Source organism: Sphingobium sp. B12D2B (assembly GCF_025961775.1).
Classification (GTDB): domain Bacteria; phylum Pseudomonadota; class Alphaproteobacteria; order Sphingomonadales; family Sphingomonadaceae; genus Sphingobium.
On record NZ_JAOQOH010000001.1, the window covers coordinates 2,214,300 to 2,231,469 of the forward strand.

The following is a 17,170-nucleotide window of genomic DNA, read 5'->3' on the forward strand; positions in this document are numbered from 1 at the left end:
CTCAGCCACGCTCGGAGAGCGAGAGCTTTGGCACCGCGCGGGCGGAGCGCCGCGAGGCACCGCGACCGGAAAGGGACGGATTGGTCATGAAATAATGGTGCAGGTTGAACGGCTTCTTCCCCGGCTTGAGGCGTGTGTAGCTGCCATCGCTGCCCAGCGCCCAGCTCTGCTCGTCATCGAGCAGATTGGCCACCAGCACCTGATCGAGCACCTGATCATGGACGGTCGGGTTCTCGATCGGCAGCATATACTCAACCCGCCGGTCGAAATTGCGTGGCATCCAGTCCGCCGAGCTGATGAACAGCCTGGCGCTATTGTTGGGCAAGGACTTGCCATTGCCAAAGGCCCAGATGCGGCTGTGTTCCAGGAACCGCCCGATCACCGACTTGACCGAGATATTCTCCGACATGCCCGGTACGCCGGGCCGCAGGCAACAGATGCCGCGCACGATCAGTTCCACCTTCACGCCCGCATTGCTGGCGGCATAAAGCTGCTCGATGATCGCGGGGTCCACCAGGCTGTTCATCTTCGCCCAGATGGTCGCGGGGCGGCCAGCGCGGGCATGCTCGATTTCCGCTTCGATCAGCGCCGCGAGCTTGTCGCGCATGTGCAGCGGCGAGAGCGTGATCATCTCCATATGCTGCGGCTCGACATAGCCGGTGATGTAATTAAACACCGCGGCGGCATCGCGCCCGGCCCGGGGATCGGCGGTGAAAAAGGACAGGTCCGTATAAATCCGCGCGGTGATCGGGTGATAATTGCCTGTACCGAAATGGCAGTAGGTGCGAAAGCCGTTGCCCTCGCGCCGCACGACCATGGAAATCTTGGCGTGGGTCTTCCAGTCGATAAAGCCATAGACGACCTGCACGCCGGCGCGCTCCAGTTGCGCGGCCCAGAGCAGGTTCTGCTCCTCATCGAACCGCGCCTTGAGCTCGACGACGGCGGTGACGGACTTCCCCGCCTCGGCCGCGTCGATCAGCGCGCGGATGATCGCGCTCTGCTTGCCGGCGCGGTAGAGGGTCTGCTTGATCGCCACCACATCGGGATCGTCCGCCGCCTGCTTGAGGAAGGCGATGACGACATCGAAGCTCTCATAGGGGTGGTGGACGACGATGTCCTTGGCGCGAATCGCAGCGAAGCAATCGCCGCCATATTCGCGGATGCGCTCGGGGAAACGCGGGGCGTAGGCCGGGAATTTGAGATCCGGCCGGTCTTCCTCGACCACCTCGGCCAGATCGGCAATGCCCATGAAGCCATCGATATCCACGACCATGGCCTCATGGCCCTGCATCATCGTCTGCAGCTTGGTTTCGACCGGCTCGGCCACGCCACTTTCGATTTCCACGCGGATAATCCGGCCGCGCCGGCGCTGCTTGATGGCGCTGCGATAATAGCGGACGAGATCCTCGGCCTCTTCCTCGATCTCGATGTCGCTATCGCGCAGGATGCGGAACAGGCCGCTGTCCCGCACGATGAAGCCGGGGAACAGCAAGGCCGAATAGCGCCGTACCAGCGCCTCGATTGCGATGTAGCGCGCATTCTTGCCCGGCACCCGGATGAAGCGCGGCAGTGTGGCCGGCAGAATCACCAACTCCTGCACCACTTCCTTGTCCGATTCGCGCAGCAGGTCGAAGAACAGGCTGAGGCCCTTGTTGGGAATGAACGGAAACGGGTGGGCGGGATCGAGCGCCTGGGGCGTGAGGATGGGGAAGATCTGCTCGAGGAAATGCTGGCGCATCCAGCTGTCCGCGCGGGCATCGACCGGCTCGGGGCCGATCACGCTGATATGCGCGCTGCGGAGCGCCGCATGAAGATCATGCCAGACGACCTGCTGGGCGGACATGAGCGCCTCGGCCCGGTCGCCGATCGCCTCCAACTGCTGGGCGGGGGTCAACCCGTCGACCGAGCGCATTTCGACGCCTTGGAGCTGCTGGCCCTTGAGACCGGCCACCCGGACCATGAAAAACTCATCGAGGTTGCTGCCGGAGATGGAGAGAAAGCGCAGCCGCTCCAGCAGCGGATGCGCCGGATTGCAGGCTTCCTCCAGCACGCGCTGGTTGAAATTGAGCCAAGACAACTCTCGATTGAAGTAGCGCGCTCCGTCTGCGGCGCCCGCGCCCGTGATCGAAGAAGTGGGATCGGCTTCAGACACGGTCAGTGGGTTCCCTTATGCGGTGCGGTCTCATCCGCTCCGTCTAGCAGCGCATTGTTACGGAGCGCTTGCCGCGCCAACGCAACCGAGAGTTTCTGCCCCCGCGCCAGCGACAGCGCGTTCAGCTCGGCCACGACGCCGTCGATCGCGGCATAACAGCGCGCGGTGCGGCGGGCGAGAAAATCCGGGAGGTCCGGAGCGAAGGCCGAGCCTGCCCGCTCCAGTCCATGGGCGATCAGCGCTGCGGTAACCGCTTCGTCCGGCGGGAGAATACGCGCGACGGCGGCGGTCGCGAGGCGCGTGCGCAGATCGGGCAATGCAATCGTCCATGTCGGCGGCGCCTCGCTGGCGACCATCAACAGCGGCCGGCCCGAATCGCGTGCCTCGTTCCAGAGGTGGAACAGGTGGGTCTCATCGGCGCGGTCGGCATCATCGACCAGCACGCCACCGCTTTCGCGCAGAAACACCTCGGCAATGAGCGAACGGCCGGACCGGGATGGGCCGACGAGCAATGTGCAGGGCGAGGGCCAGCGCTGCCAGTCGCGCACCAGCGCGAGCGCGTCGGCATTGGCAGCGTGGACCAGCAGACTTCCCGCTCCGCCATGCCGCGACCAGCCGATGGGCAGCGGCAACTGGGTCATTGCCCGCCCCCGCCTCCGCCGGCTGGTGGACTTGCGCCCCGACGGGCGATCCGCAGCGTATTCCCAGATACGGCGACCGAATATCCCCGTCCTTCAAGCTGCGCGCGCAATTGCTCGATCGTGCCGCTGAAGCCGACCTGCATGACCGACGTGCCGCCGAGTGCCAGGCTTGAGGTCGAGGCCGCGCTGACCCCCGGAATACCCCGCAGCATCGCCTGCGCTTCCCCGACTGAGGCCGTGGTAGGCGTCTCGATCTGAACGCTGAACGAGGCGGCACCGGGCGTATCAGCCGGCAGGACACCGAGGATCGCCTCCAGCCCAACCGCATTCTCGATCTCGACCGCGTTGACCGGCTCCTCGATGACCAGCGAGGGGTCGAGCCGCAACGTGCCGTCCGCCAGGGCGCCCGCGTAAAGCTGGTCGATGCGCGCGACTGCGTCGCTCATCATCTTGGGCAGATCGGCAGGCGTGGCGGCGCGCAGGGTGAAATCCCCGATGAAATTATTGTCCGGCCCATAGCGCGCGCTGAAATGGCCTGTGATCGGCCCGCCGGGAAAGCTGCGCTCGATCCGCGCGATCGGCATGATCACATCCGCCGCGCCATAAAGATCGAGGAGGATACGCCACCAGTTGCGCCCGCGCCGGCCGATCTGACCGGGATTGAGCAGCAGGGAATCGGGGCCATCGCCAGCGGTGCGCACATAATCGATCGGGCTGTCGGAAATGCGGAATTCGGCCCACGCCTTCTGCCAGGGCGTCACCCGCTCGAACGTCATCGGCGTACCCGAATCCCAGAGAACGGGGATCACCAGCAGCGGCGGGGAGCGGCGAATCTGCCCGGAAACGCCAAGCGCCTGCCCGGCCCGGGCGCGATCGAACATCACCGAGAGCGTAGCGATATAGCGATTGGGACCGATCTGCTCCTGCTGCACCTCAATGCCGGACACCAGCCCATCCAGCACGCTGTCCCCAAGCGCAGGGCCATTGCCGCCATGCGTCCGCTTCCACAGCGATTGCCAGGCGAGGCGCTGGGCCAACCGCCACCCGGTCGCCCGCGCCGCATCGGCATTGGGCCCGGCGACATCGACGCGAATATCCTTCACCTCGAAATCGCCCTGCGAGGCCAGCGGCGCAATGCCCCGCTCACCCTCGATCTGCGCGACCAGCACAGCCGCAAAGGCCGCCAGAACCAGCGCGAACACGACGTGAATGGGGCGCAAGGATGGCAGAGAGAGCGTCACGGCGCCCTTTTGGCGGCATTGTTCTGGAAAACCAAGCCCGATTTGGTAAGGGCGGGCCATGGACTCCAAGCACAACCAGCCCGAGGGCTACACCTATGCGCAGGCCGGCGTGGATATCGCTGCCGGAAATGCGCTCGTTCGCGCCATTGCTCCGCTCGCCCGCGCGACGCGGCGACCGGGGGCCGATGCCGATCTGGGCGGATTCGGCGGCTTCTTCGATCTGAAGGCGGCGGGCTTTACCGATCCGCTGCTCGTTGCGGCGAATGACGGCGTCGGCACCAAGCTCAAGCTCGCTATCGACAGCGGCAAGCACAATACGGTGGGCATCGATCTGGTAGCCATGTGCGCCAACGACCTCATCGTGCAGGGCGCCGAGCCGCTCTTCTTCCTCGATTATTTCGCGACCGGCCGCCTCGACAACGGCGTGGCCGAGCGGGTGATCGCGGGCATCGCAGAGGGCTGCAAGCAGGCCGGCTGCGCGCTGATCGGAGGCGAGACGGCGGAAATGCCTGGCATGTATGCCGATGGCGATTATGACCTCGCCGGTTTCTGCGTCGGCGCCGTCGAGCGCAACGAAGTGCTGACCGCCGACAAGGTGGCCGAGGGCGACGTGATTCTGGGCCTCGCCTCCTCGGGCGTCCACTCCAACGGCTATTCGCTGGTGCGACGCCTGGCGGCGGACAAGGGCTGGAAGCTGGACCGCCCTGCCCTGTTCGATCAGGAGGTGCTGCTCATCGATGCGCTGATGGCGCCGACCCGGATTTATGTGAAGCCGCTGCTGCCGCTGGTCCGCCAGGGCCTCGTCCATGCGATGGCGCACATCACCGGCGGCGGCCTGTTGGAGAATATCCCCCGGATTCTGCCGGCTGGCCTGCACGCGCATATCGATGCGGACCTTTGGGCGCAGCCGCGGCTGATGGCGTTCCTGCAAGCACAGGGCAATATCGAGCCGGGCGAGATGGCGCGCACATTCAATTGCGGGATCGGCATGGCCGTCGTCGTGGCGCCCGCCGATGTGGACGCGGTGAGTGCGGCGTTGCGTGAGGCGGGCGAGACCGTCCACCGCATCGGCGAGATTCGCGCTGGCGAGAAGGGCTGCACCGTGCGCGGATCGCAAGAGACGTGGTGCGCAATGGCAGACTGGAACGCGGTCCATCTGGGGTAATAAGCCCGAACGGATTGGGGGAACTGACGTGTCCAAGGCCAAAGTCGCGGTGATGCTCTCCGGCACGGGGACGACGATGACGTCGCTCCTCTATGCCTCGCGCCTGCCGGACTGCCCCTATGAGATCGTGCTCGTCGCCTCAAACAAGCCGGAAGCGCGCGGGCTGACCGTCGCGGCGGCCGAGGGCGTGGCGACCTTTGCCCACAGCCACAAGGGCATGAGCCGCGAGGCCCATGAGGCGATCATGCTCGACGCGCTGCGGGCATCCGGCGCCGATTATGTTGCGCTGTGCGGCTATATGCGCATCCTCACCGCCGATTTCGTGGGCCAATGGGCGGGGCGGATGCTCAACACCCATCCCTCCCTGCTCCCCAAATTCAAGGGGCTCGACACGCACCAGCGGGCCATCGACGCAGGCGACAGCCATGGCGGCTGCACCGTCCACCTCGTCACGCCGGCGCTGGATGACGGCCCGGTGCTGGGGCAGATCCCGGTCGCCATCCTGCCCGAGGATAGCGCCGATACGCTCGCCCAGCGCGTACTCTACGCCGAATATCAGCTCTATCCCCGGATGCTGGCCAGCTATGTGGGGCGCGAGATGGAGCCGGACTGGCTGATCGGACAAGTGGGCCAACTCGCTCTCGCCTTGCCGGAGACACATGCCCGCGACTCGCATGGGGCGGCGGGTTGGCGCGTGGGCAGCGAAACGTCGGGCAAGTTCTTCGCTTATGTCTCGGTGCGCCACCATGGCGAGGATGCGGTGGCGCTACTGGTCAAGACCTCCGGCGCTGACGAAATGGCCGCGCTGATCGAGGCCGACCCCGACATCTATTATCGCCCGGCTTATTATGGCGCGAGCGGCTGGATCGCGATCCGCCTCGACCGCCCGGGCATCGACTGGGAGCATGTGCGCGGCTGGCTGGAAAAGAGCTGGCGAGCCGTGGCGCCCAAGCGGCTGACAAAAATGCTCGAGATCGCGGGCCAGTTTTAGGGCGCGGGACCACTGCCCGCCTTAGCGATAGTGCCCAACACACCATCCACTCATCATTCCCGCGAACGCGGGAATCTAGCCGGGACCGTGCGTCTTTCGTAGGCGCTGGCCTGGATTCCCGCGTGCGCGGGAATGACGAAGAAGGTTGGGTACGGCTACCTTCAAACCTGATGGAATTCTCGTCCTGAACGCCCGGAGCGCCCCATCCATTGAACCTACGCAAAAATAGGTATAGGGGGTATTCCTATGTCGCATCTTCTCCAGATTAATCCACAGCTGCTCGCCCGCGTCCGGCGGATCGGGGGGCAGGTCAACGCCATCGAGCGCGCGCTCGAATCGGACAAAAGCTGCACCGATATCCTGCATCTGGTGGCGGCCGTGCGTGGCGCGGTGAACGGGCTGCTCGATGAAATCATTGCCGAGCATCTGGAGGCGCATGTCGCCCGACCGGGGCTGAGCGATGCCGAACGCCAGATAGGGGCGGACGAACTGCTGGCGGTCATCCGCCGCTACGCGAAGTAGGAACGCGTGATGCGGACACTCGATATTGAAGGCCTGACACCGAGCCACGACTTCCTCGGCGCCTCGCATGACCAAAATGCCCGGCGGACCTATTGGGTCATCCTGCTAACCGTCGTGACGATGGTGGGCGAGATCGTCGCTGGCTATTGGACCGGATCAATGGCGCTGCTGGCGGATGGCTTCCATATGGCGACCCACGCCGGCGCGCTGTCCATCGCCGCATTCGCTTATGGCTATGCGCGCAAACATGCGCAGGACCCCGCCTACAGCTTCGGGACCGGCAAGGTCGGCGATCTGGCAGGCTTCGCCTCCGCCATGGCGCTGGGTCTCGTCGCGCTGGCGATTGCCAGCGAGTCGGCGGTGCGCCTGTTTGAACCGACGAGAGTCGCTTTCGGCGAGGCGACCTTCGTGGCGGTGATCGGCCTGCTGGTGAACATCGCCAGCGCGCTGGTGCTGATGGGCGGCGCGCATGGGCATGGGCATGATCACGGTCACGCGCACCATCATCACGCTGGCAATGACCATGGCGCGCATCACCATGATGGCCATGAGCATGGGCATAGCCACGGCCACGACAATAATCTGCGCTCAGCCTATTTCCACGTGCTGGCGGACGCGCTGACCTCTGTCCTCGCCATCGGCGCCCTGCTGGCCGGGCGCTATCTCGACTGGGTATGGATGGACCCGCTGATGGGGATCGTCGGCGCGCTGGTCATCGCCCGCTGGGCCTGGGGGCTGATGCGGGACACCTCGGCCATGCTGCTCGACCGCAGCGACGAGGTGCTGGCCGGCAAGGTGCGCGCCGTCGTTGAGGAACAAGGCGATGCGCGCGTGGCCGATCTTCACGTCTGGCGCGTGGGTCCGCAGGCCCATGCTGCGATCGTGAGCGTCATCGCGCAACCGGATGTCAGCAGCGACACGATCCGCGCCCGCATGGCCGGACGCTGCACGCTCGCGCATCTCACGATCGAAGTGCGGTAGCCGTCCCGCCCGTCAGGACGGCCCGAGACCTTAGCGGAAATTATCGGCGTAAGCCTGAATTTTCAACGTCTTGGGTGGCGTTCTCACGACGTGATAGGCGATGCCATAGCGCTCGGCATAAGCACGGGCGGCGTCCTCGTCGGGGAAGCTCAGCTTGACCTGCTCCTGCGTGTCGCCAGAGCCGGCCCAGCCCATCAGCGGATCGGGCTTCTTGGCCTCTGCCGGGGCGAACTCCAGCATCCAGGTGCCGGTGCGCGCCCGACCGGACTGCATGGCGTTCTTGGGTATCTGGTAGATCCGGGCGGACATCGGTGCTTTCCCCATCGTGCATATGCCCAACATGCGAGCGCTTTTGCCGTCGCGCAAAGCGGGGGGCCCTGTCAAGATGATTGGGGGAATGAAGCGACCCGTTCGTGTCAAGCGAAGTCGAGACACCCGCGCACCGCTCTGCCGTGTCTCGACTTCGCTCGACACGAACGGAAGGTCATCCGGAACAGGATCACCGATGGGCATCAGCCTTCTTGGTCCGCAGCGTAGCGCTGGCCGCGGCGGGATCATCCGGCCATGGATGCCGCGGGTAGCGTCCGCGCATCTCCTTGGCGACATCCGCCCAGCTGCCTTTCCAGAAGGCCGGCAGATCCCGCGTCGTCTGGATGGGGCGACCCGCCGGCGATGTCAGGGACAAGACGAGCGGGATGCGCTCGCGACCGATGACCGGATGCTCCGATAGGCCAAAGAGCGCCTGCACCCGCAATTCGACGGTCGGGCCAGCCGGCGCCTCATAGTCGATGGCGTGGGTGCTGCCGGCCGGGCTACGGAACTCGGCCGGCGCCAGCGCCTCGATGCGCTGCGTGGCATCCCATCCCAGGCGCTGGGTTAGCAGGCCATGCAGCGCGCCACCGTCGATCGCGGAAAAGCGCCGGGCATTGGCCGGGAGCAGCATCTCCAGCCACTCCTCGGCATCGGCAAGCAGCGCCGCATCGCCGATCTCATCGCCCACGCCCGCAAAGGCAGCCCGGGTCCGCAACGCCTGCGCCGCCTTGCCCCATGGCAGCAGCCCCAGTCCCTCGCTGCGCAGCGCCTGCGCCAGTGCGGCAATGATGGCGGCCCGTTCGGGCGCATCGTCCGGCCCGCTGGTGAGGCGGATGGCGCCCAGATGCCGTTCACGCAATGCCTCAACGCCGGCCAGATCCTTGCGCCAGCGCACCGTGCGGCGATCCATGACGCGATGCCCGGCAGCGACCATCACATCCTCCTCCTGCACGGCCAGTGCGGAGAGGATGCGTGCCCCGGCGGCGCTGCCCTGAATATCGCCTACCGCCAGCCAGTCTGCACGCGCCAGCGGATCGGCGGGGTCCAGCCGGAAGCCGCGCCCGCCCGCGCTGATCCAATGTTCGCCACTGGCATCCCGTCGCCGGGCGATGCGGTCCGGGAAGGCTCTCATCAGGCAGCGGGCAAGCGCGGCATCGTCGATGATGCCTTGCGACGAGCCGGACGCGACCAGCCCGAGCCAGCGCCGCGCAAGGCCGCGCGCTGCTTCGGCCCGCTGTCCCCGCTCGCGCAGCCAGAGCGCATGACGCCGGGCGAGATCCACCGATGGCCCGCCCAGCCCGCGCTCGGTGAGCAGCACCGCCACGTCAGCCGCCGCAGCGCCCTCCCCCGCCTCGGCCGAAGCGATGAGCATATGCGCGAGGCGTGGCTCCAGCGGCAGATCGGCGACCGCGCGGCCATGCGGAGTCGCCCGCCCCTCCCCATCCAGCGCGCCCAGCGCCTCGAGCCGGCGCCGCGCCTCGGCCAAGGCCGCCGCCGGTGGCGGATCGAGCCAGCGCAGCGTGGTCGGGTCGGTCACGCCCCACACCGCGCAATCGAGCAGCAGGCCGGTCAGGTCGCTTTCCAGAATTTCGGGCGGATCGAACGGCGGCAGCCCGGCGGTCGCCGCTGCTTCCCACAAGCGGTAGGCCACGCCCGGCGCCTGACGACCCGCGCGGCCGGCACGCTGGGTTACGGCGGCCTGACTGGCGCGCTCCGTCACCAGCCGCGTAACACCGGCGGCGAGATCATGCCGGGGCCGGCGGGCAAGCCCTGAATCGACCACGATGCGCACGCCGTCGATGGTGAGGCTGGTCTCAGCGATGCTGGTCGCCAATATCAGCTTGCGCGTGCCTGCCGCCGCCGGTCGCAGGGCCGCGCGCTGGGCTCCCGGCTCGAGCGAGCCATGCAGGCGATGGAGGGCGATGCTCTCGGACAGTCCCATCAGCCGCTCGGCCGTGCGCTCGATCTCGCCGACGCCGGGGAGGAAGGCCAGAACATCGCCCTGCGACTCTTCGGCCAGCGCGCGACGGATCGCCGCCGCCATGCCATCCTCGATGCGCTGCTCTGCCGCGCGGCCAATATGCCGCAGATCGATGGGGAAAGATCGGCCCGCGCTCTCGATCACGGGGGCCGGCTTGCCCTCCACCGCCATGAGCGTGGCGAAGCGCGCACCATCCAGCGTCGCGGACATGGCGAGCAGGCGCAAATCCTCGCGCAGGCCGGATTGCGCATCGAGCGCGAGGGCCAGCCCGAAATCGCCTTCCAGGCTGCGTTCATGGACCTCGTCGAACAGCACGGCGGCGACGCCGGTCAACTCCGGATCGGCCTGAATGCGGCGCCGGAAAATCCCTTCGGTCACGACGAGGATGCGGGTGCGGACGGATTGGCGGCTCTCAAGTCGGGTGGCATAGCCGATGGTGTCGCCGGGCTTCTCGCCAGCCAGATCCGCCATGCGCTCGGCAGCGGCGCGCGCGGCAAGCCGGCGCGGCGAGAGCAGCCATATCTGCCCGCCCGCCACCCACGGCTCGCCCAGCAAAGCGGGCGCAACGCTGGTCGTCTTACCCGCGCCGGGCGGCGCCACGAGCACGGCGTTCGATCCTGCTCGCAAGGCAGCGAGCAGGTCGGGCAGAACCTCATGGATGGGGAGCGCAGCGGTCACGTCATCCGCTTATGCGCCGACGCCGCCAAAGCCAAGCTGGCGGCGTAAGGGATAGGAGCAAAGCCTGATCACCGCAGAGTCATGCAAGGATAGAGAACATGGTTAATTCTTAACCACCGCCATGGGAGCAATCTGCTCCTGCGACTACACCCGGATGACTAGAGTTCCGTGCACTTGTTCACTTAAGTCATAGAACTATCTACCTTTTGCCGCAACGCCCGAACGCTCCGCCTCTTTGCCGCGAAGAGGTATTGCTCTGTTAACCGTTCGAACCCATCCATGGTCTCGCTGAGGCGCAAGGCTTCGTAAAAATAGAAAGCTCGTCTGGCCCGGTTGGGCCTTTTGGGGGTCGTCCTAGTGCATGATCATGTTGTGTCCGCCTCTTGCGCGGAACCGCACGGCCGGCTGCTGTCCGTGCGCCGTATCCCGTCTGCCTGTGGCCAGCGGCTGCGCACCATCGATGTCCGGCTGGCCGATCGGCCCGACCTGCGCGAGCAGGCGCATGATCTCCTGAACCGCATGTATGGGTCGCGCGGTTATGGCATGGCGCATCTGCTCCCCGACAATGGCGATCACCAGGCCGTCTTCACGGCAGCGCTGGAAGATGCCGTAATCGCCACGCTCACCTTGACGGTGGACTCACCAGCCGGCCTTTCGACCGATCAAACATTTCGCACGGAACTGGATGCGTTGCGCGAGGCGCCGGGTGCCCGCCTTTGCGAACTCACCAAGTTCGCGGTCGACCCGATGACCAAGTCCCCCTCCGTCCTCGCGGGGCTTTTTCATGTCATCTTCATTTACGGGATGCAGCGCTTCGATTGCACGGATCTGGTGATCGAGGTGCATCCACGCCATGTGCGCTATTATGAGGCCATGCTCGGTTTCGACCGGCTTGGCCCGCCGAAGATGGATGAGTCCGTCTCCTGGTGGCCCAAGGATACGCCGGTACAGCTCATGCGCCTCAAGGTCTGCGATGTCGCCGACCAGATCAATCGCTTTGCCGGCCGCGCCGACAAGATCGGCCGCTCGCTCTACCCCTATTTCTTCTCGCGCGATGAGGAGCAGGATGTCGCACGGCGCGTCGCGCGCTTGTGGGACAGGGATGCGGGTTGCACGGAGCCGCGCAGCCGCAATGGCATGAGCGGCACATTCTGGCGCAGCGCTGCCTGAACAGGATCGTTTGCTCTCATCCCACAAAAATGGGGATCAACGGCTGCACCCGTTGATCCCCATTCTTTATCGAGGCCGTCCCGTGGGAGACGGCCAGGATGATCAGGCGAACTGGACCCGTGCGCTGGTGCGACGTGCGCGGCGCATCGTGTAGCCAAGGCTGCCGAAGCCGAGCAGCATCAGCGCCCAGGTGGCCGGCTCCGGAACCGGCGCGCTCACGGGCGACGGCGTGAAGGTGAGGTTGCCGCCGTAGGAACCAAGACCCGCGGACGTGCCGCTGATCACCAGCTCGTTCAGCATGCCGGCCATGATCGGGAAGCCCGAAATGCCAGCGGATTCAACGTCGGTGCCCTGACCGAAGATCGGGACGTCCTTGCCGTTAATCGTGACCGTCAGCAGGTCGATGTTGGTCGACAGGCCCGACAGCGTCGTGATGATGCCGCCGCTGCCGACGCCATCAACGTCAACGATGAAGCGGTAAATGTCGGTGAAGATGCCCGAACCGATGTCGGTGCGGCCAATGGTGGCCGAAACGGCTTCGGTGATGGGGGGGATGGTGTCGCCAGACGTGGTGAACTCGTCATCGCCGGGCGTGAACGTGCAGTTCATGGCAACGCAGGTGGCGGCGTTGGCCGCACTCGGCGCAAATGCTGCTGCAGTGGCCAGCGCGGCCAAAGATACCAGTTTCCTCATGGATAGCTCCTTTGTTTGTTCGGTTTTTGAGCTGGCTCATCATGCTTCTCCCACACCGCCTGAAAGGCGAACATTCCGAGTAGATAATGAGGCGACCGCTCGAGCAGAGAAATACTGATCGGTTAACGGATTATCAACGAATTCCTCATATTTTATTGCTGTATTTCAGATACTTAATCAGGCCAACCAATTTGCCGGGTTCCCAAAGTTCCCAACTGTTAACCGCAGATTTACCACGCTATGGCGGACGGTGCGGTCGCTTCATCGCAACGCACCACCGTTCCCGCGCAGTGCAAAATTATTTGGGTCGTGGCCGATATACCCCGTGTCCCGAAAATGGACGGGAAGGGACTGGTGAGAAGAGGGGATGTGGCGGCCTGCCGCACCGACAAGCCCCGATTCGAGACCGGCTAGGCGAGGCGGCCGCCCCACCCAATCGGGCAGCGCGGCGCGTCATCTCGCTATGGGTGTCGGGTACAACGTGGGGGGCGCGGGCGCCTGCCGGAAAGCGGGCTCAGTAAGCCCGCGCGATGGCGAATTCGACGGCTTCGACCAGCGCAGACTTGGCGGCACCCTTGCCGTACATGCCGATGGCGTCGATGGCGCGCTGGCCATAATGGCGCGCCCGCGCCATGGTGTCGTCGATCGCGCCGGTTTCGCGCAGCAAATGCTGAGCATGGGCGAGATCGGCATTGTCGCCATGGAGGCCGGACATCGCCTCTTTCCAGAATTTGCGATCCGCCTCGCCGCCGCGCGCATAAGCCAGGATTACCGGCAGCGTGATCTTGCCATCGCGGAAGTCATCGCCGGTATCCTTGCCCATCGTCGCGCCGTCCGAGACATAGTCGATCGCATCGTCGACGAGCTGGAAGGCAATGCCGAGATTGCGACCATAGGCGTCGAGCGCCAGCTCCTCCGCCTCGGGGCGCTCCGCAACCACGGCGGCGATCCGGCAGGCCGCGGCGAACAGGGCTGCGGTCTTGGCACCGATGATGTCGAGATACTGGTCCTCGTCGGTCTCGACCCGACGCTGGGCGGTCAGCTGATTGACCTCCCCCTCGGCGATCACCGCAGATGCGTTGGAGAGGATCTTGAGAACCTTGAGGCTGCCATCCTCGACCATCAACTCGAAGGACCGGCTGAACAGGAAATCACCGACCAGAACCGAGGCATTGTTGCCCCATATCATGTTGGCGGTCTGCTTGCCGCGGCGCATGGCGCTGCCGTCCACCACATCATCGTGCAGCAGCGTGGCGGTGTGGATGAACTCCACCGTCGCCGCCAGCTTGTGGTGCCGGGTGCCGGCATAATCGAGCAGCCGGGCGCAGGCGAGCGTGAGCATGGGGCGCAGCCGCTTGCCACCGCCGGCGATGAGGTGCCCGGCCAGCTCCGGGATCAGCGGAATGCGCGATTGCATTCGCGCGAGGATGACTTCGTTGACGCGGTTCATATCCTCCGCAACGAGGCTCAGCATCGGCTGGAGGGATGGCGCGCCCTGGCGGGGCAGGTGGTGGATCGTGGCGCTCATGCGCGGTGCTCTGACCAGATGACCGCGCTTTGGCAAGCAAATTGGCTTGCCTTGTGCGCCCGGAGCGGCAAGTGATGCGCCGTTGCGGGCGCTGCCCGGCCCCTCATCAGCCTGGTTCGCCCCAGCGAGATCAGGCCACAGGAACAATGCCCCAGAGGCTCAGGGAGACGACCCGGAATGGACGAAACGCTCAGGCGCTACCGCGAAAGCATCGACAATATCGACGCGGCGCTGGTCTTCATGCTGGCAGAGCGCTTCAAGATCACCAAGGCGGTCGGTGAGCACAAGGCTCAGTCCGCCCTGCCCCCCGCTGACCCGGACCGCGAAGCCCGGCAGATCGCCCGCCTGCGCACATTGGCAGTCGACGCCAATCTCGACCCGGATTTCACCGAGAAGTTCCTGCGCTTCATCATTGATGAAGTCATCCGGCATCACGAGCAGATGCGCGCCGACGAGGCTGATGCCGCTGGCGCCTGAGGCGCCCGAGGTTAACGTCGCCAGATTGTTCCCGCTGCGTTAACCAGGTAACAACCTGCGCCGGGCCATGATGGGCCATGGGGCAAAGCCAGCGCCAAATCCTTTACGCCTTCATCCGCCATGCCGGCCTGCCGGTGCTGGCGGGCCTTGGCTATTTCGTGATTTCCTACGCGACCATATCGCTCAAGACCACGAATGGCATGGTCGCGCCCGTCTGGATCGCCAACGCTTTCCTGCTGGCGCTCGTGCTCGCCCGGCCCGCGCGGCAGGCCCCTGCCCTCATCATTGCGGGTATGGTCGCCAATGTGCTGTCTGGCCTGCCGGCTGGCAATAATCTCCAGACGGCTTTGGTCTACGGGTTCGCCAATGGGCTGGAAATCGCCGTCGCGGTGGCCGGGCTCAAGCTGCACAGGAATGGCGCCCACGCCTTTTCGGACCCGGAGGCTCTCCCTCATGTCCTGATCTGGGCCGGGCTGGTCGGCCCGGCTTGCGGCGCTTTTCTCGGCGGGCTCGGCGCCTGGGCCAACAATGCCCATCCGCTCAGCGAAGCCTATGCGCGCTGGTTCCTGGCGGATGCTCTGGGCCTGTTGATCTTCACGCCGGTCTTCCTCGCCATGTTCAACGGCGAGATGAAGCGCAGCCTCGCCATCCAGACCCGGCAACGCAGGCTGGAAGTCGCGGCGCTGCTCGCTCTCACCGCCGGTGCGGCTAGCATCGCCTTCTTCTCGACGGAATCATCGCATCTGCTGCTCGTCGTTCCGCCCATGCTGCTCGTTCTGCTGCGCAGCGGGTGGATGGCGACGAAGATCGCCCTCGCCATCGTCACCGTCATCGGCGGCGCAGCGATGATGGGCGGCTATGGCTCGCCCGTGATGCACAGCCATCATGCGGCCCATCACCTCTACGGCATCCAGATGTTCATCGCCCTGCTCATCGTGGTGCAGGTGCCGATCTCGGCCATGCTCGCCAGCCGCCAGGCGACGATCGAGCGAATGCGCCAGAACGAACAGTCGCTGAACCTGCTCGCCTCAGCCTCTCCGGTTCTGCTGCTGGCCTTCAACCTCGAAGGCGTCTGCACGCGGGTCGTGGGCACCCGCGAACTGCTGCTCGACCGCCCGTTCGACGCGCTCATCGGCGCAGGGCTCTCCGACATTTCGGAGGAAGGCCAATATGATCTGACCCGCGCGCATAGCGCGGCGCTTGAGGATGTGAGCACCAGCCAGATTGCCGAGTTCCGTACCCTCAAGCTGCGTGACGCCTGGATGGAGGCGACATTCCGCGCCCATTTCGATGAGTGCGGCCGGTGCATCGGGACGATCGCCACTGTGCAGGACATCACGCAGCGCAAGAAGCAGGAACTGTGGCTCTCCCGCACCGCCACGACGGACAGCCTGACCGGTCTGCTCAACCGCGCCGGCTTCCATCAGCGGCTGGAGCAGGCGCTGGTGAAGGCGACACCGGGCACCCTCAGCCTAGCCGTGATCGACATCGACCGGTTCAAGCTGATCAACGACAATAGCGGCCACCAGATGGGCGATACCGTGCTGCGGGAAATCGCATGTCGCATCTCGAGCCAGGTCCGGGCGAGCGACGCGGTCGGGCGCATGGGTGGCGACGAGTTTGTGGTGCTCCTCGCCACCTCGAATTGGGATCGTGTGCAGGAAATCTGCGGCCGGATCGTCTCCGCGGTCAGCAGCGAGCCCATTGCCCTGCCCTCGGGCAACAGCCTGCGGGCTGCGATCAGCTGCGGCGTCGTGCGCTACCGGCAGGGACAAAGTGCCGAGGATTTCATCCATGAGGCGGACATCGCGCTCTACCAGGCGAAGCGCGGCGGTCGCAATCGGGTGGTCGCCGCCTGATCCGCAAGGTCGGCCGCGAAATGGCGACATTTTGTGACATTTGCGTCTGCCCGCGACAAAGTCTCGCGACAAGTCCCCGCTATATCATGGTCATGGCGCTACCCCCCGGCGCCGGCAGACCAGGAATTCAAGTCTATGAAACGTCTCACCGCAATCGCGCTCTCCAGCGTCGGCCTGCTGTCCATCGGGACCATGGCAATCGCTCAATCGGCACCGCAGCCGCCCCAGCGCGGCGAAGCCCGTCCCCCGATGGATCGCGCGTCTCTTGAAAAGCGCCTCGCGACCATGTTCGATGCCGCCGACACGAATCGGGACGGCGTGCTCTCGGTTGAGGAGCGTAAGGCCCATCAGGCGCAGAATCGCGACAAGATGCGCGATGCGATGTTCGCCCGCCTCGATGCCAATAAGGACGGCTCAATCTCGAAAGCCGAATTTGCGGAAGCCGGCGCGATGGCCGGCGGCCATCAGCGACGCGGCCATGAAGGCAAACGGCGTGGCCATGGCGGCCCCGGCATGGGTGGCGGCATGATGATGATGGGACGCGAGCTCGCTGCCTATCGTGACAAGCCGATCCCCCGCGCCACCTTCATCCAGGCAGGCCTTGCCGGCTTCGACCGAATGGACACCAACCGCGACGGCAAGATTTCGCCCGAGGAACGGCAGGCCGGCCGGAAAGCCATGATGGAGCGCCGCAATACCGATCAACGGCCTGCGCAAACGCCCCCGGTGCGCTGAGCCCACTTGGCCGATCCGGCGGAGACAACTCCCATGCCGCCGGG

15 protein-coding genes are annotated in these 17,170 nt (G+C 65.5%); 8 read left to right on the forward strand and 7 right to left on the reverse strand.

Translation table 11 applies throughout. The features are described 5' to 3' along the window. Window position 1: 1 nt before the first annotated feature. From M2335_RS10485 to M2335_RS10495, 3 genes are read right to left on the reverse strand one after another with little or no spacing between them, the layout of a single operon-like run. Window positions 2–2,152, reverse strand: a complete 2,151-nt coding sequence (locus M2335_RS10485; RefSeq protein ID WP_264572231.1) for an RNA degradosome polyphosphate kinase — start codon at window positions 2,150–2,152, stop codon at window positions 2–4. A gap of 2 nt (window positions 2,153–2,154) precedes the next feature. After that, window positions 2,155–2,793, reverse strand: coding sequence for a DnaA ATPase domain-containing protein (locus M2335_RS10490; RefSeq protein WP_264594643.1), 639 nt, complete (start codon window positions 2,791–2,793; stop codon window positions 2,155–2,157). Continuing rightward, complete coding sequence (locus tag M2335_RS10495) at window positions 2,790–4,094, reverse strand: heavy-metal-associated domain-containing protein (RefSeq protein WP_264594644.1); 1,305 nt, start codon at window positions 4,092–4,094, stop codon at window positions 2,790–2,792. The genes M2335_RS10490 and M2335_RS10495 overlap by 4 nt, the downstream gene beginning before the upstream one ends. On the opposite strand from M2335_RS10495, the gene purM reads away from it, so the two are divergent. The 4 genes from purM to dmeF all read left to right on the forward strand — a co-directional run bounded on the left by purM (window position 4,093) and on the right by dmeF (window position 7,693). Then, window positions 4,093–5,199 carry a phosphoribosylformylglycinamidine cyclo-ligase gene (purM, locus tag M2335_RS10500; RefSeq protein ID WP_264594645.1) on the forward strand — a complete coding sequence of 369 codons (1,107 nt, stop codon included), beginning with the start codon at window positions 4,093–4,095 and terminating at the stop codon, window positions 5,197–5,199. The genes M2335_RS10495 and purM overlap by 2 nt on opposite strands. 28 nt (window positions 5,200–5,227) lie before the next feature. Beyond that, entirely contained in the window at window positions 5,228–6,190 is a 963-nt protein-coding gene (gene purN / locus M2335_RS10505; RefSeq protein ID WP_264594646.1) for a phosphoribosylglycinamide formyltransferase, read from the forward strand. Window positions 6,191–6,436: 246 nt separating this feature from the next. After that, complete coding sequence (locus tag M2335_RS10510) at window positions 6,437–6,712, forward strand: metal/formaldehyde-sensitive transcriptional repressor (protein WP_264594647.1); 276 nt, start codon at window positions 6,437–6,439, stop codon at window positions 6,710–6,712. 9 nt (window positions 6,713–6,721) lie between these two features. Beyond that, entirely contained in the window at window positions 6,722–7,693 is a 972-nt protein-coding gene (dmeF, locus tag M2335_RS10515) for a CDF family Co(II)/Ni(II) efflux transporter DmeF (protein ID WP_264594648.1), read from the forward strand. Between the two features lie 30 nt (window positions 7,694–7,723). On the opposite strand, the gene M2335_RS10520 is transcribed toward dmeF, so the two are convergent. Next, entirely contained in the window at window positions 7,724–8,002 is a 279-nt protein-coding gene (locus tag M2335_RS10520) for an ETC complex I subunit (RefSeq protein ID WP_181559425.1), read from the reverse strand. 190 nt (window positions 8,003–8,192) lie between these two features. Then, complete coding sequence (gene hrpB / locus M2335_RS10525) at window positions 8,193–10,664, reverse strand: ATP-dependent helicase HrpB (RefSeq protein WP_264594649.1); 2,472 nt, start codon at window positions 10,662–10,664, stop codon at window positions 8,193–8,195. A gap of 372 nt (window positions 10,665–11,036) precedes the next feature. Between hrpB and M2335_RS10530 the strand changes: the two genes are divergently transcribed. Next, window positions 11,037–11,834 (forward strand): N-acyl amino acid synthase FeeM domain-containing protein, encoded by a 798-nt coding sequence (locus M2335_RS10530; RefSeq protein WP_264594650.1) that lies wholly within the window; start codon window positions 11,037–11,039, stop codon window positions 11,832–11,834. Window positions 11,835–11,936: 102 nt separating this feature from the next. On the opposite strand, the gene M2335_RS10535 is transcribed toward M2335_RS10530, so the two are convergent. Both M2335_RS10535 and M2335_RS10540 read right to left on the reverse strand, forming a co-directional pair. After that, a complete protein-coding gene (locus tag M2335_RS10535) occupies window positions 11,937–12,509 on the reverse strand; it encodes an FxDxF family PEP-CTERM protein (protein WP_264594651.1) in 573 nt (190 codons plus the stop codon). Window positions 12,510–13,041: 532 nt separating this feature from the next. Beyond that, the gene (locus M2335_RS10540; RefSeq protein ID WP_264570092.1) at window positions 13,042–14,055 is read right to left on the reverse strand and encodes a polyprenyl synthetase family protein; all 1,014 of its coding nucleotides are present in this window, start codon (window positions 14,053–14,055) and stop codon (window positions 13,042–13,044) included. Between the two features lie 177 nt (window positions 14,056–14,232). On the opposite strand from M2335_RS10540, the gene M2335_RS10545 reads away from it, so the two are divergent. The 3 genes from M2335_RS10545 to M2335_RS10555 all read left to right on the forward strand — a co-directional run bounded on the left by M2335_RS10545 (window position 14,233) and on the right by M2335_RS10555 (window position 17,126). After that, window positions 14,233–14,532, forward strand: a complete 300-nt coding sequence (locus M2335_RS10545; protein ID WP_264570091.1) for a chorismate mutase — start codon at window positions 14,233–14,235, stop codon at window positions 14,530–14,532. Between the two features lie 77 nt (window positions 14,533–14,609). Then, window positions 14,610–16,391, forward strand: coding sequence for a diguanylate cyclase (locus M2335_RS10550; protein WP_264594652.1), 1,782 nt, complete (start codon window positions 14,610–14,612; stop codon window positions 16,389–16,391). Between the two features lie 135 nt (window positions 16,392–16,526). Continuing rightward, the gene (locus M2335_RS10555; protein ID WP_264594653.1) at window positions 16,527–17,126 is read left to right on the forward strand and encodes an EF-hand domain-containing protein; all 600 of its coding nucleotides are present in this window, start codon (window positions 16,527–16,529) and stop codon (window positions 17,124–17,126) included. Window positions 17,127–17,170: the final 44 nt, after the last annotated feature.